Here is a 14,554-nt window from a genome sequence, read left to right as displayed (position 1 = left end):
ACGGAGGCGGATGCGGGGCCGGGCCCGTCGTGGGCCGCGGCCCCGCATCCGTGTGTACGCCGTCTACCGTGTGGCGCGCTTCAGTTCGCACGTCCCGTTCTCGCAGCTGCGCCGCAGCCGGCCGGCCGAGATCGTCTCGACGAGGCCGATCGCCCAGCACATCGGGCAGCCGCGCAGCGCGACCAGCCCGACGGGGGCGAGCAGCAGGCTCACGACCCCGACGACGGGCAGCAGGGCGAGCGACGCGACCAACGCCCCGAACCCGACCGCGCCCCGGGCGAGGTGACGCGGGACGGACGCGCTCGCGAACCCGCCGCGCGCGGGTGTGCGTTCGGCCGGCACGGCGGCCGACGTGGGGTCCGCGGACCCGGTGACGGCCTCGCGGCCTTCGGCCCCGGCCCCGACCACGCCCTCGACGGCGGCGACGGTACGGGCCTTGACCGGGAGCTCCTGCACGCGCTCGCGCATGCCCGCCTTCGCGGGCCCCGCGTCGGGGGCGGGCCCACGGGCCGTCCCGGCACCGGTCCCGCCGGGGTCGTGGGCCGCGGCGGACACCGCGGCCGGGCTGTCCAGTGTGATTTCACGCATCGATGCCTCCAGTGCCGGTCGCGGTCGCCGTCTCCGTCTCGCCGTGCAGGCAGTCCCGCAGCGGGCGGCGGGGGTCGGCCTCCCCGCCTGCCCGTGCCCCGTCGCGGGGGCCGGTCCCGTCCGGCCACGGTTCCTCCCGCAGGGCCTCGCGTACCGCCGAACGCGCGCGGTGCAGGCGGGACTTCATCGCGGGGGTGCTGAGCCCGAGCCGGTCGGCGACGGTACGCCCGGGAAGGCCCTGGATGTCGCGCATGATCAGCACCTGCCGCTGGTCGGCGGGCAGGGCGGCGACGGCGGCCGCGACGCGTTCGGCGTCCAGCCGCACCAGCACGTCCTCCTCCGCCGACCGCGCGGTCCCGCCGGTCCCGCCGGGGCCGCCCGGGCCGTCGAACGCGCCGTCGGCACCGACGCCGTAGACCTGTTCCCGGTGGACCACCGAGCGGGCCCGGCGCAGGCATTCGTTCCGGACGATCCGGAACATCCACGACGCCAGCGCCCCGGACGCCCGCAGCATCCCGATCTTGCGGTAGAGGATGATCAGCGCCTCCTGGGCGGCGTCCTCCGCGTCCTGGGGCGTGGCGCACAGCGAGTGCGCGAACCGGCGCACGTGCGGGTACGAGCCGTGCACGAGCGCGGTGATCGCGTCGGCGTCGCCCTGCTGCGCCGCGCTGACGAGGGTCGCGCCGGGCCAGGTGTGCCGGTCAGCCACGCGAACGCCTCCGGCGGCGGCGCAGGGTGAGGGTGCACGCGCACAGCAGCACTGCGGCGGCCGCGGCGGCGATGACGACGGCGGTCATGGGGTCCTCCCGGAGACGGTGGCGGACGCCTGTCGTCCGCACGCCTATGAGAGGCGCGCGGGTACCGGAAGGATTCAGCCCGGTCCGCGCCAGCGTCCCACGCCCGCCGTGACGCGGCGGGGGCCGGTGCCTGTGGCCGTCCCCCGGGCGAGGGCGCGGCGGCTACACCTTCCCCGTCACGACGCCCAGCGCGAGCCACGGCATCGCCGGCGCGACGAGCGCGCAGGCCCACCGCGCGACGCGCTGACGGCGGCGCCAGAGTTGGCCGGCCGCGAGGACCAGGCCGATCTCGGCGAGGAACCCCAGGGCGAGGACGACGGTTTCGGGGCGTACTCCGCCTCCGCACGACCCCGGCTCGCACGAGTCGGGGGGCAACATCGAGAAGAACAGCAGGCCGACGGGGTACCCGCTGCTCAGGAACCCGACGACGCAGGCGAGCACAACAGCGAAATCCGCGGTCGGGTCGCGTCGTTCGCCGCGGTCGAGGGGGATATCCGGAACGGGCCGGGCCCACCAGAGCTGTGTCGGCGGCGTGTACGGCGTCGGGGGCTTCGAAGGCCTCGGGGGCGGCGGTGTCGTGGAGGGCATGTTCCGAGCATCGTGACGCCGCAGGTGCGGTGGCATCCGCGTTCGTACTCACCCGCGAGGGGCGGGACCCCAGGCGCCCCCAGGCATTGCGAGGCTGACCTGGGGCGTACCGGGGCTGCGCTGCCTGAAACCGGGCGCCGGGGTTCAGCGTCGTTCGCGTGGGTGGCTCTCGACGGCGTCCGCGCGCGGCGCGGCGCGGCACGCGGAGGGGCAAGGCCGCGCACGTTGGCGGGCCAGGGAGTGCCAGGGACGGCCGTCAAGCCCCGGCGCAGGCCCCCGGCACCCGGCAGGACTTCCGGACTGCTCCCCCGCGTCGCAGGCGCCCTGGACGCCGTCGGGGGGTCACGCGTCGTTGCGGGTGACCCATATCTGCCGGTCGCGGTGCTCCACCTCGACGTACCAGCCGAGCGGGCGGACGAGGGCGTCGACGTCGGCGGCCGTGAGGGTGCGGCGGTCGGCGGCGACGAGGCAGACGCTGGGCGGCGGGAGCGGCGGCTTGGACGGGTCGGCCTTGGCGCGGCGTTTCGCGTCGGTGGCCTCGACCTTGGCGATGGCGGCGCGCAGGTGGGAGTCGGCCCAGGCGCGCCATTCGGCGTCGGTGCCGCGCAGTTCGTGGCGGAGCCGGCGGCGGCTCATCCACAGGCTGTTGGACGAGGTGCGGTTGACGCCCTTGCTGCCGCCTCCCCCTCCGGGGTTGACCACGTTCCCGAGCAGGCCGATGAGGTAGACGGCCGCGACCAGGACGAATCCGACGATGAGCGCGAGGACGATGAGCGGCTGGGAGTAGAAGTGCGCGCGCACCTTGGCGGGCGACCGGCGCGGCGTCGGGCCGAGGTTCTCGGCGGGTGCCGCGCCGGACGCCGGTGTGAGGGCCGGGGTGTACGGCTGCCCGGGCCGGGTTCCGGCGGGGCGGGGTGATGCGTACGGTGCGGCGGGCCCGCCCGGTTCGCCCGGCGAGGCGGGCGGGGTCGGCTGGGTGGTCGGCATGCGGCTCATGCTGGCAGTGGGGGCGGGCCCGCGGTTCGGCGTTGGGTCAGCGGTTGGTCAAGCCTCGGGGACGGTCCGCGGCGCGGTGGGCCGGTGGACGGTGCCGTGGGGGTCGGCGCAGTGCGCGTCGGCTTCTCCAGGGGCGTCGGCGATCTCCCAGACGCCGGGCGGGGCGTGGTCGACCTGGAGGGTGGTGTGGTCGATGTCCCAGCGTGCGCGCAGCAGGCGCTGCAGGGTGACCTGGACGGCGTGGCAGTCGTGCCCGGGGTCGACGAGGACGTGCGCGGACAGGGCGGGGAAGCCGGAGGTGATGGTCCAGATGTGCAGGTCGTGGACTTCGGCGACGCCTTCCTGGGCGGCGAGTTCGCCGCCGATGAGGTCGGGGTCGAGGCCGGCGGGGGCGGCTTCGAGGAGGATCTTCCAGGACTCGCGGACGAGTCCGACGCCGGCCTTGAGCATGAGGCCTGCGACGACGAGCGAGGCGATGGCGTCGGCGCGGGCGAAGCCGGTGGTCAGGACGATGACGCCGGAGATCGCGGTGGCGATGAACGCCCACAGGTCGTTGAGGATGTGCTGGTAGGCGCCCTCGACGTTCAGGCTGGTGCGGTTGGCGCGGCTGATGAGCCAGGCCGCGGCGACGTTGATCACGATGCCGGCGACGGCGGTGACGACGACCAGGCCGCCCGCGACGTCGGGCGGGGAGATCAGGCGGCGGACCGCCTCGTACGTGAACCAGACGACGAGGAGGAGCAGCGTGATGCCGTTGACCTGTGCGGAGAGGATCTCGGCGCGCTTGAGGCCGTACGTCCAGCGGCCGCGCGCGGGGCGTGCGGCGAGCCGCATCGCCACCAGCGCGAGGACGATGGAGACCGCGTCGGTGAGCATGTGGCCGGCGTCGGTGATCAGCGCCAGGGACTGCGCGATGACACCGATGACGACCTCGACCAGCATGTACAGGCCGATGAGGGCGAGGGCTGCGGTCAGGTAGCGGCGGTCCGCGTCGGCGCTGACGCCGTGCGAGTGGCCTGCGTGACCGCCCGAGCCGTGGTCGTGGCTGTGACCGTGGCCCCGCTTGCGGCCCTGGTTCTGCTCGTGCTCGTGGTCGCGCTCGTGCTCGTGCGCTTGGTCGGCGTGGTCGGCGTGGTCGGTGTGCTCGTCGTCGTGCCGGTGCCCGCCGGGGGCGCCGGGTGCGGTGGCGGAGGTCATCGCGCGGTGCCTCCGCTCACGGCCGAAGCGGGTACGGGCGCGGGGTCACTCGGTGCCACAGCGGTTTCGGGGCCGGTGTGCTCGAGGTGCGCGAGCGTGACGTCCAGGAGCAGGCGGACGTGGGCGTCGGCGAGCCGGTAGTAGGCCATCCGCCCGGCGCGCCGCGCGGTGACGACGCGGTGCGCGCGCAGCAGGCGCAGTTGGTGCGAGACGGCGGACTCGCCCTGCCCGCACGCGGCGGCGAGGTCGCACACGCACATCTCGCCCTCGAGGAGCGCGACCAGCAGTTTGAGGCGGCCGGGGTCGCCGAGGAGCGCGAAGACGGCGGCGGTGTCGGCGACGTGCGACTCGGCGGGCAGCGCGGCCCGGACGGCACGTACCCGCTCGGCGTCGACGACCCGGATGCCGCACGTGGCGTCGGCGTCGTCCCCCACGAGCACATCTGAAGAGGTCTTCATATGTCCTACCGTACGGGTGGGGGGTATCCGACGCAACGGTGACGCGTGCGACACACCGGTCGACAACGGTCAGCGACGCCGGGCGGTCACCCGGCCCACGCTCGGTCAGGAGCCGCCCACGGCGCGCCACGGCTGTCGCGTCGGCGCCGACCCGGCGTCGAGCGGACGGACCCGTCGACGCAGCGGCGCGGCCGTGGCTTTGTTCACGGCAGGGCCACGGCCCAGGCGAGGGAATGCTGGTGAAGCGCCTGCTCGTGCAGGCCTGCTCCGCCGACCCCGAGACGGCCGGCCGCGCACTGGTCGACCTGACGAGGCACCTGTTCCCGGATTACGAGGTCAACGCCAGCGCCCCGCTGCTCGTCCCGTTCCTGCTGCGCCTGGCCGCCACCCCGGCGACACCGTGCCGCGTCCGCGCCTTGCGCCTGGCCGCCGCCGTGGCCCGCCACGGCGACTACGGGGCGACCCGCGACTCGTTCCTGGTCACCGACCGTCCGGGCTGGCGTTTCTCCTGCGACGGCTACCTGATGACCTGGACCATCGAAGCGTCACGCCTGGCCATCACCGCCGACACCGACCTGCTCCTGGCCCTGCTCCACGATCCCGCCCCGGACGTGCGGACCGCCGCCGCCGACACGCTCGCAACCGTGATCGACCACGCCGACCTCGTCACGGCCGCCCTGCGGGCCCGGCTGGCCACCGAGCAGGTGCCCGCGGTCCGCGCCGCACTCGTCCTGGCCTGCGCGGAACTCGCCCGCAGCCACCGCGGCCCCGACACCGCCGACTGGCTCGGCGCCCTGTGGCCCGACCCGGACCAGCCGGCGGACACGCGCGTCGCGGCCGCCCTCGGCTGGCTCTGCCTCACCGACGACCCCGTCCCGGACTCCCTGCGCGCCGTGGTCGACTCCTTCGTCGTCGCCGACACGGAGAAGGTCCTGGACGAGGTGCCGTGGTTCGCCCGTCACCACGGTCTGCTGAGCACCGTGCGGCAACTCGTCCACGGCCTACGGTTCGCCTACCCCGTTCCCCCGCTGCCGACAACGCCAAGCACCCCACCCGGTGACGACCTCCCGTGTTGGTGGCCCGACGACGACCTGCCGCCACCCTTCTGAACCGCCGCCCCTGTACCTCTGCTGCCCCAACCCGCTTCTCCCTCGCGCGAGCGAGCCGCAGCACCCGAAGCCGGTGACACCACCACGGCCGCCCGACCACAGGCGTTTCCAGAACTCCTGAACACCCCGGCCGCCGCCGGGGCCCGAGCGTTCCCCGAAACGGGGCGCAAACGTTCTCAGTTCACAGGCTCCGGCTCAAGTTCTGGATGCTGTTGGTGATCTTCGGCTTGTCAGGCCGCGTGGATAACCTGCCAGGGTGAGCGAGAGAGATCCGTTGGTGCCGGTGCTCGCCGGCCTTGTCGTGGGGATCGTGTCGTGGCTGGAGGGTTGCGACGACCACGAGGTGGACCCTGACTCGGCCGTGAAGATGCTGGAGAGCGTGGCCTGGGTCCTGGAGGACCTGCCGGCCGAACAGCAGGAACGGCTTGTCCACGTGCTCAATGAGATGGCCGACGGCTCACCGAACCCGGACTGGGGCTACCGGTTGCGCTTGTTTCCCTATGCGTGCGGACTGGTAGCGGACGAGCCCGCGAAGCCGACAGGCTGAGCTCCTGCGCCCCCGCGTGCTTGCGAGGCCCGTAGTCGATGGCCGTAGCCAGCGTTTCGCAGAAGCGGAGAAAACGGCTGTGTCGGCCTCGGGTTCTAAGCTCGCGCACCCGCAGCGCGGCAACCCCGGTGTGCGCAACTCGTCCGTGAGCGGGCCGCTGCTGTGGCCCGCGGACGAACCGTGGCCGTGGTGCACGGCGTCATCCGAGCATGACGGGCCCAATGCCTACCAGCCGTTGCTGCAGGTCTTCGCGCGAGACGCACCCACCATGTTCTTCCCCGAGGGCTGCGACCTGCTGCCACTGCTGTGGTGCCCCAACGAAGCCTGCTCACCGACAGGAGACGCTCTCGCAGGATGCCCACGGCCGCTCGCGCGTTGGCGGGCCAGTACCCACGTCACGAGTGTCCTGGAGTCGCCGCCGCAGCCCGAGGTGGTCGACGAAGGTTCAGGTAGTACGCGAACAGCGGCGCCCCCACGCGAACGCCGCCGCACCAACGCAGGTCAGAACCCTGCACCGGCTACCGCAACCAGCACCGAACTCGGCATCGACGTCCACGTCGTTCGACGCGGCCCCGACGACCGGACACGCGGGTTCAAGGTCATCGCCTGGCGCTGGATCGTCGAACGCACCCTCGGCCGGCTCATGCACCACCGGCGACTCGCCCGTGACTACGAAACCGAAGCGCATCGCTCCGATCGACCTCATGAGCCGACGCCTCACCCGCGAGAACACCCCGAACAGGCGCGGCGCCTGAACCAGCTCTGACATGTCGCCGACGTCCGCCGCCAGCCTCCCGGCCACCAGGTTGACCGACGACGGACCGTACCGCGAGGCCGCCCAAGTGTCCCGAACGTGGCCTGGCAGGATCTGCGGGTATGGGGCAGACCAGGTACTTTCCGGTGTTCGAGTCCGACGACCTGGGAGCGGCGCACGATGCCGCCCAGCGGCTGCTGGCCCTGGCCGATACGGGCGATGTGCACACCACGTTGTGGGCGGACGCGCCGGAGAGACCGGTGCTCGACGGGCTGCTGGGCATCCTGTCGGAGCCCGATACACCCGTGACGATCTCGCAGTGCGGTGAGGGAACGGCGCGTCCGGGCTGGTGGGAGCTGGAAGCGATGTACTGGTCCAAGCAGGGCGTCGAAGCGCCGTTCCTCGACGCGGCCGGCCATCTGATCGCCGCCGTCGGATGGGAAGTCGCGTGGCCTGAGGTCCCTGAACTCGGCCTGCCGCGCCGGGACGAGTACTCCGAGGTGCAACTGATGCTCAACTGCGCGGGCATCTACCGGTCGCAGCCCGCTGTCGGACACCGGGTCTACGTCCACGTGAAATGGAGCATTGCCGAAGGCGACCGGCGTGCCGAGTGGCTGGCCGAGCAGGCGGGGCTGCGAATGCTGGGCCCGGGCGAAATCGGTTGGTAGCCGCCAAGAATCGCCACCAGACCCCAGAGCAGCGATCTGCTCCGGCACCGAACGTACCCCCGAGGGGGAAACGCTCTAAGTGGCTGCGACCAAACGCGGACACCAGCCCGGGCCGGTCGCGGTCCGTCTCGGACCGGGCGAGGACGTCGCCGAGGCGACCACCATGCAGATCCGCGTGGTTGTCGAGAGGCTGGTAACCGCCGGGCAATTCTTACCTGCTGGCCGACCTGCCGGTCGAGGTGCTCGGGCGAATGCGCTCGGACCGCGTCCTTCGGCGCCCGACACCGAAGTACGCCCATCCACCTCGAGGTGGCTGACCGCCCAAGCACGGCGGCGAGTTCATGTTCGGCAAGCCCGACACACGGGGCGAACCCCAGGCCGTCACCACTACCGAAACCTCCCGCTATGGCACCGCGCGGGCAACGGCCTGGGACCGGCTCCACCCGCGGCTGACCCGCCGATGTGCGTGGGTCCGCCACAGCGACGAACTCCCGATGATCTCCGGGACGGTCATCCGGCACCTCCAAGTCGACCTGCCCAAAGGCGGCACCCCGAAGCCGGTCTGGCTGTGGTGCTCCAAGACGGATGCGACGCCTGCGGACGTCGACCGCTGCTGGCAGGCGTTCCTACGGAGGTTCGACATCGAGCACACGTTCCGTCTGTTCAAGCAGACCCTCGGTTGGACCGCGCTGCGGCTCCGCGATCCCGAATCCGCCGACCGCTGGACGTGGATCGTCATCGCCGCGCATGCACAGCTGTTCCTCGCCCGATCACTCGCCGCGGCCCAAGGCCGCCTCAACGGTCAAGCGACAAGCTTGTCGGGAAGAGGTGGCGAAGCTTCGGAAGGCCCTGGGGGTCGCGCAGGGTGAGAACCTCGTGCTGCGTCGGAGGCTCGCCCGCTACGAGGGCTGAGAGAAGGAAGCGATACGCTGGCTACTCCATGCCCTCGGCGGCCAGCAGGGCGTCCATCCACTCCACGGGCATGTGGGCGGAGGCGCCGGCTTCCTCGGCCACGTTGCGCTGCTCGTCGGCGAGAAGCGGCGCAAGGCACCGCAAGGGCAGGCTGGGATTGCCGGCGGCCGCGGCACGGACCCGCGGCTCGACGTCGGCGGCGAGCTTCTCCAGGATGTCCGCCGGCAGGGCGGCCGTTGCGGCTGCGGCTCGCAGCTGTGCCCGTTCGGACGTCGCGAACCGCAGGTATGCCTGCGACGGGAAGTCGGACCGTCCCAGGATTCCGGGGCGGACCTTGCGATGATCCCCGTGTTCCCAGACGATCCGCTCAAGGTCCTCCGCCGACGGGGATGCTGCGCAGAGGGCAGCGACCTTCTGCACCTGAGGGTCCGGATCGTTGAGCAAGCGCTTCACGGCCTCCTCGGGGAGGTCATCGGACCATGAGGCCACGCCGCAGCGCAGGAAGGCCAGGGGGGAGCCCGCGAGCGTCAGCCGCTCGTCTGGAGATACCTTTCGCAGCCAGTTCAAATCGCGGCTCATCCAGGCCGCCGGGAGAAGCCCGTCAACGATGAACCACTCGTCGTCGTCGTCGGCTCCGGCGCGTACTTCCTCGTACAACCGTTCGCGGGTCTCGGCGGGGGTGTGCGGCGCGACCAGAAGCGAGTACCGCACCAGGGCGTTGCGTTCGGCGGCGAGCTCATCGCGCAGAGCCTGCGGCAGATCGGGGTTGCCCACCACGGCGGCGCGTACCTCCTCGTCGGGGTCGCGGGCGAGCGCCGCCGCAAGTGCGGGCGTGAGGCTGACGTGGGGTGCTACGAGCGGCCGCGTCTCCGCCATGGCGAGCAGCCTCGGGCGGAGGTCCGCAGGCGGGACGGGATGCCAGGGCGAGCAGGCCGCCTTTCGGACCAGGGGCTCAGGATCCGACAGCAGGGCTCGGCGGACGTCCGCCGTCGGTGTCTTCCACCAGGTCGCTACGGCGACCCGAACCTCCACGACCGGATCAGAAGCCAGCCTTGTGCGCACGTCATCCGGTGTGTTGTTGTGACCGGCGACCTCGGACCGCACCTCAGGGTCGACGTCAGCCGCCAGATGGGTCAGCAAGGCGACGGATATCTCGCAGCCCGGCTTGGCCGGGGGCCATGCGAACCGCCGGACTGCCGTACTGCGCACCTTGGCGTCAGCGTGGGCGGCGAGCCGCCAGCGGACCGGGGTGGGAAGGTCCCTGTTACGGCCGAGCGCGGCCGCTACCTGGTTGTTGCCCGTCTCCAGGAGAGCGGTGGCGAGTTGTTCGGTCATCTGCTGACGACGGCCGGCGATCTCCGTCGCTGCCCAGGGCTTCCGCATGAGGCGGTGCAGGACGCGGTCGGGCGCGGCAGGACTGCGTGCCACCCCCTTGAGAATGCGTCGCCGGGCCTCGGCCGTGACCGTCGGTAGATCCATGAAGCCAGACATTATCGGCCGCGGATGCTGCTGTCCGAGACGAGCGCACACCGGCAAGGTGCCATCCGTGAACAGCATGCCGCCGACACGTTGAACTGCAGACCGGTGTTCACGCGGCGCAGCTGCCGTCGGCGCGGCGCGGCGCACGCCACCACGGACAGCGCCGCAGCGGCGACGACAGTGGTAGGCGCGATGAGGGGGATCTGTTCCTTCGGAGCCTTGCGGCGTGGATCACCTGTCGTAGCGTCCGGTACCCCGCCGAGGCCTGACGGCGTCGGGCCAACGACCATGCGTCCACTGGCGATTGAGTTCCCTGCGCAATGGCGAGATGTTCACGAGTTGGGGCTCTGGCTCAGGTTCCGTGGTGCCCTCTGCGCCCGGCAACTCAGAGTCATGCGTGCGGGTCGCCGGTTGCCAAACGTCGCTGCGTGATGAATGTGTCGTCGGCGTCGTACCGATCGATGCGACGCCACCAACGTTCGTGATCGAATCCGTCGCAGTGGTTGTAGGGGTGGGCGATGAGGCGCAGTCGCTGCCATTCGCTCACGATCATCGCTTTCTGCCACCAATCGGGCTGCTTCACCTTCAGCAGCATGTGGAGCAGTCCCGCCGAGTCGGCAACCAGGCTGACCAGGGCGTTGATCGCGAAGGCGGTCTCGCCGCTCTCACCCACCCGGTCGGACACTCGGCCAAGTTGCGTGTGCAGGAACTCCTCAAGCACACGGACGTCTTCGCGGGTGATGTCCTGGGCAAACACGAGCTTCCGCTCCGACGATGTGCTGGTCATGTGCGGAGTACTCCTGTGTTCGTGTCGTATGCAGCTGGCAACCGCAGAGTGCCACGCCATCAGAACGCGCTTGCAGGCAACGACGGCGGCGGCTTCGGCGAAGAGCGGCGCCCGGTCGCCGCAGACGATTTCGATGCCGGGTCGCTCCTTCAGCCAGGCGGCGACCGTGGACGTCTCACGATCGGGCCGCATGTCGATTGGCCGGTGCGTTTGGAGGTCGATGATGACGGCACCGCAGGTGCGACCCTTGCGGGTGGCGTACTCATCGATGCCGACCGCACGCGGGGTGGCCAGCCCCGGTTCGGGAAGCACACAGACCAGGCGTAACAGAGTGCTGCGGCCTATCGCGACACCGAAGACGCGTGCCAGACGGGCACCACCGCGGCCCGCCAGCGCAAGCCCGACGGCCATCACCACCGACCTAAGGCGCTCGGTGCGCTGACCGTACCGCCGCGTCAGCCCCGCAAACTGTTCGACGAACGTCCACCGCGGGTCATGTCCCTTGCTGTGGTGTAGGTGATCAGTCGGTGGTGAGGGCGGGGTTGTCGGGATAGAGCCCGGTCATGCTCTCGCTGGAGAGGTAGCGACGGGGGAAGGCGATCCATTCGTCGTGGTGTTCGGCGAGGACGGCGGTGGCCAGGCGGGTGACGGCGTCGGTGTTGGGGAAGACCTGGACGACGTCGGAGCGGCGTTTGATCTCGCGGTTGAGGCGTTCGAGGGGGTTCGTCGACTGGATCTTCTTCCAGTGCTGGTGGGGGAAGTCGGCGAACGCGGTGAGGTCCTCCTTGGCGTCGAGGAGCATGTCCTTGACCTTGGGGAACTGGTGGCCGAGCAGGTCGGCGACGCTGTCGAGTTGGGTGCGGACGGCGGTGGCGGTGGGCTGGGCGAAGATGGTGCGGATGGTCGCGGCGACCATCTCGGCGGCGCCGTTGGGGATGACGGCGAAGACGTTGCGGACGAAGTGGACGCGGCAGCGCTGCCAGGCAGCTCCGATCATCACGGCGCGGACGGCCGCGACCAGGCCGGCGTGGCTGTCGGACAGGACCAAGCGGACCCCGGCGAGACCGCGCGCCCGCAAGGAGCGCAGGAACGCGGTCCAGAAGGCCTCGGTCTCGCTGTCGCCGACCTGGACGCCGAGGACTTCCCGGCCGCCGTGTTCGGTGACGCCGGTGGCGATGACCACGGCCTGGGACACGATCCGGTGTTCGACGCGGGCCTTGACGTAGGTCGCGTCGAGGTAGAGGTAGGGGAACCGGGTGTGGTCCAGCGGACGGGTGCGGAACGCGTCGAGCTGCTCGTCCAGGCCCGCGCAGATCCGCGAGACCTCGCTCTTGGAGATCCCGGTGTGCGAGCCCAGCGCGCAGACCAGGTCGTCGACCGAGCGGGTGGACACCCCGTGGACGTAGGCCTCCATGACCACCGCGTAGAGGGCCTGGTCGATGCGCCGGCGGCGCTCCAGCAGGCTGGGGAAGAAGCTCCCCGCCCGCAGTTTCGGGATGGCCAGCTCCAGATCGCCGGCCTGGCTGGTGACGGTCTTGTCGCGGTGGCCGTTGCGGTATGCGGTGCGCGTGTCGGTGTGCTCGCCCCATTCGGCGCCGATCTGCGCGGTGGCCTCGGCCTCGATCAGTTCCTGGAGCAGACGCTCGGCCGCGGAGCGGACGAGTTCAAGACCATCAGCGGAACGTAGTGACTCAAGCAAGCGAAGTAGGTCATGCTGGGACAAGGCCATCGTGCACCTCCAAGGTCGAACTGCCCGTTCACCTCGGAGAGTTGCACGATGGCACTCGCGCGTTCAGGGAGCGCTCACCGGCAGCCGATGCACACCACGGCACACAAACAGCGCACACCCCCGTCAAGATCCGCTACACCACGCAATGGGACGCCATCCCACCGCGTGCAGCCTGCGTGCACGCACCACAGAACCTGAGCCCAGAACCCGAGTTCTGGGTTCTGGCACAGATCTTGGGGAGCGGTCGCGGAGGGGATAGGTCCGTTCGATTTCAGGTATGAGCGGCGCCCTCGGGGACCGTCAGCGTCTGCCGCGGTCCATGCCTCCACTGAAGACGGAAGACAGTTGCGGTGACGTATGCGTTTTCCGATACGCCCGCGATACATCGACGCCCTGGCATCAGCTCGTCCGCGACCCGCTCCTGTGGGCGCTGGACGGTGATCCGCCGTTGCGCCGATGGACGCCGAACTCGCCGTCCTGACAGCGGTTCACCGCGTCGCGACAGGGCGTGCGGCGCACGTCAGATACCGGCGGGGTGCAGTGCACGCCGATCGCGAGTCAAGCGCGTTGCCCGCTCCTGGTGCGTGTCGGGAGCACACATCGAACCAGAGGGCGCGGACGATCATCCCGGAAAGCCGACTGCCCTGCACGGCTCCCACACCACCCGGCCTGACCGCGCGCCCGTCCGCGGCGGGACGGACGCTACGGCCGGTGCGTCCTTCCGGCAGCCGGTTGCGGATCAACAGGTGGCGAGGAAGTCGTCCCACACCTGTCCGTCGTTGGCCCAGATCGACAGCCAGCGACGTAGCGGCATGGCGTGGCGCAAGCCATCGTGGGGGGTCTCTCCCCAGTCCGATACCCAGCCGTCGGCGTCGTAGAGGAGGACTGGGTTGTCGACCGCGGTGAGCGAGAGCTGCCACTCCATCGTGCAGCCGCCGTTGGCCAGGTGCAGCCAGGATGCAGGCGGCATGTAGTCGTGGTCGGCGGCGCGGTCCGTGTGGACGGACGGCCAGTCGGTGACGTCCCCGGGCCTGCGGTTCCCGCGGCGCAGCGACACCAGCCCGGAGTCTGGGCCGAAGCCGCCATCACCGATCTCGGTGTAGACGCGGCGCAGCAGGTCCGGCAGCGCGTACCCGATCAGCTGCTCGGCCGCCGCGACGTCGGCCGCGGACGCCGGCGCGAACACCGGTCCGCGCGCGGCGCCGGCGAAGAACGCCGCCACCTCCTCGGCCAGCGCCGGGAGTTCGATGTCCGTTTCGCCGCCAGCGGTGCGCGTCGCCGCGTGGCCGAGCCACCGCGCCATCCGCTCCGGACCGTACCGCTCGGCGATCCACCCGCTCGGGAGCCACTCCCGGTCGAAGCGCTGCCCGGGGCACCAGGCACGCATGGCCAGCTTCGCCAGGAGCACGTCGTCATCGGTCTCGTCCTGGACAGGGGACGGCAGCCGTTCGCGGCGGCGCGGCTCCTCGTCGGGCTCTTCGAGGGAGGTCTGGGTGCGGGTGCTCATGGCGCCGGACTGTACGGACGCGCACCGACGGCGGTGCGCCGCACACGCGCCGCGGGACACGCCGAATCCCGTGGAAACGCCCACGTCCAGCTTCTACAGCAGCCCATCCGACGGCGTGGGGTCACGCGTTCGCGGCGAGCGGGTGGCTCTGTCCACGAGTTGCGGCTCTGGCTCAAGTTCTGTGGAGCAGCCAGGACAGAGCGTTGCGCGACGCCGGCTCGCGAGGGCTTCCGGCGCCTCTGCAGGCCCACCCTGCTCGGGCGAAAGGCCGGGATCCAATGGGGTCTATTCAGGACTCCGGTCGCGAGTCACGCGTGCGGCTGCCGCTTTCACCGCCTCTTACTCCCATTGGTTCGGCCATAGGGCCTCGGATGCCCCGGCGACACCTGTTGAAGCGACGGGGCGAGCATGTCACGTCCCGACCAACGAGCCCAGAGC

General features: G+C 71.2%; 13 protein-coding genes and 2 pseudogenes. 5 read left to right on the top strand and 10 right to left on the bottom strand.

The annotated features are described in order from the left end of the window. Positions 1 to 63: 63 nt before the first annotated feature. From QI554_RS43410 to QI554_RS23625, 6 genes are all read right to left on the bottom strand, one after another. A complete protein-coding gene (locus QI554_RS43410) occupies positions 64 to 588 on the bottom strand; it encodes a hypothetical protein (protein WP_343230811.1) in 525 nt (174 codons plus the stop codon). After that, a complete protein-coding gene (locus tag QI554_RS23645) occupies positions 581 to 1,297 on the bottom strand; it encodes an RNA polymerase sigma factor (protein WP_281472213.1) in 717 nt (238 codons plus the stop codon). The genes QI554_RS43410 and QI554_RS23645 overlap by 8 nt, the downstream gene beginning before the upstream one ends. A gap of 250 nt (positions 1,298 to 1,547) precedes the next feature. Continuing rightward, complete coding sequence (locus QI554_RS23640; RefSeq protein WP_281472212.1) at positions 1,548 to 1,973, bottom strand: hypothetical protein; 426 nt, start codon at positions 1,971 to 1,973, stop codon at positions 1,548 to 1,550. A 342-nt stretch (positions 1,974 to 2,315) separates the two neighbouring features. Continuing rightward, positions 2,316 to 2,960 carry a hypothetical protein gene (locus QI554_RS23635; RefSeq protein ID WP_281472211.1) on the bottom strand — a complete coding sequence of 215 codons (645 nt, stop codon included), beginning with the start codon at positions 2,958 to 2,960 and terminating at the stop codon, positions 2,316 to 2,318. 57 nt (positions 2,961 to 3,017) lie between these two features. Then, positions 3,018 to 4,166 carry a cation diffusion facilitator family transporter gene (locus QI554_RS23630; protein WP_281472210.1) on the bottom strand — a complete coding sequence of 383 codons (1,149 nt, stop codon included), beginning with the start codon at positions 4,164 to 4,166 and terminating at the stop codon, positions 3,018 to 3,020. Continuing rightward, positions 4,163 to 4,624, bottom strand: coding sequence for an ArsR/SmtB family transcription factor (locus tag QI554_RS23625; protein ID WP_281472209.1), 462 nt, complete (start codon positions 4,622 to 4,624; stop codon positions 4,163 to 4,165). Before QI554_RS23625 ends, QI554_RS23630 begins: the two co-directional genes overlap by 4 nt. Before the next feature lie 239 nt (positions 4,625 to 4,863). Here QI554_RS23625 and QI554_RS23620 point away from each other — a divergent pair, with 239 nt between their 5' ends. The 5 genes and pseudogenes from QI554_RS23620 to QI554_RS23600 all read left to right on the top strand — a co-directional run. After that, positions 4,864 to 5,733: a hypothetical protein gene (locus QI554_RS23620; RefSeq protein ID WP_281472208.1), complete on the top strand. Its 870-nt coding sequence runs from the start codon at positions 4,864 to 4,866 to the stop codon at positions 5,731 to 5,733. A 256-nt stretch (positions 5,734 to 5,989) separates the two neighbouring features. After that, positions 5,990 to 6,280, top strand: coding sequence for a hypothetical protein (locus tag QI554_RS23615; RefSeq protein ID WP_281472207.1), 291 nt, complete (start codon positions 5,990 to 5,992; stop codon positions 6,278 to 6,280). Positions 6,281 to 6,818: 538 nt separating this feature from the next. Continuing rightward, a pseudogene (locus tag QI554_RS23610) lies at positions 6,819 to 7,035 on the top strand (IS5 family transposase); the annotation flags it as partial. 121 nt (positions 7,036 to 7,156) lie between these two features. After that, a complete protein-coding gene (locus tag QI554_RS23605) occupies positions 7,157 to 7,702 on the top strand; it encodes a hypothetical protein (protein WP_281472206.1) in 546 nt (181 codons plus the stop codon). Positions 7,703 to 7,820: 118 nt separating this feature from the next. Continuing rightward, positions 7,821 to 8,484, top strand: a pseudogene (locus tag QI554_RS23600) (transposase); the annotation flags it as partial. A gap of 151 nt (positions 8,485 to 8,635) precedes the next feature. Here the strand turns inward: QI554_RS23600 and QI554_RS23595 are convergent. The 4 genes from QI554_RS23595 to QI554_RS23580 form a co-directional block, all read right to left on the bottom strand. Further along, positions 8,636 to 10,171 (bottom strand): hypothetical protein, encoded by a 1,536-nt coding sequence (locus tag QI554_RS23595; protein WP_281472205.1) that lies wholly within the window; start codon positions 10,169 to 10,171, stop codon positions 8,636 to 8,638. A gap of 313 nt (positions 10,172 to 10,484) precedes the next feature. After that, positions 10,485 to 11,291, bottom strand: a complete 807-nt coding sequence (locus QI554_RS23590) for a transposase (RefSeq protein WP_281472204.1) — start codon at positions 11,289 to 11,291, stop codon at positions 10,485 to 10,487. 109 nt (positions 11,292 to 11,400) lie between these two features. Further along, a complete protein-coding gene (locus QI554_RS23585) occupies positions 11,401 to 12,609 on the bottom strand; it encodes an IS256 family transposase (protein ID WP_281472203.1) in 1,209 nt (402 codons plus the stop codon). 739 nt (positions 12,610 to 13,348) lie between these two features. After that, positions 13,349 to 14,116 carry an SMI1/KNR4 family protein gene (locus QI554_RS23580; protein WP_281472202.1) on the bottom strand — a complete coding sequence of 256 codons (768 nt, stop codon included), beginning with the start codon at positions 14,114 to 14,116 and terminating at the stop codon, positions 13,349 to 13,351. Positions 14,117 to 14,554: the final 438 nt, after the last annotated feature.

Source organism: Yinghuangia seranimata (genome assembly GCF_029953285.1).
GTDB classification, from domain to species: Bacteria; Actinomycetota; Actinomycetes; order Streptomycetales; family Streptomycetaceae; genus Yinghuangia; species Yinghuangia seranimata.
Note: the sequence above shows the minus strand (reverse complement) of the source record. Positions and strands in the feature narration are given on the sequence as shown.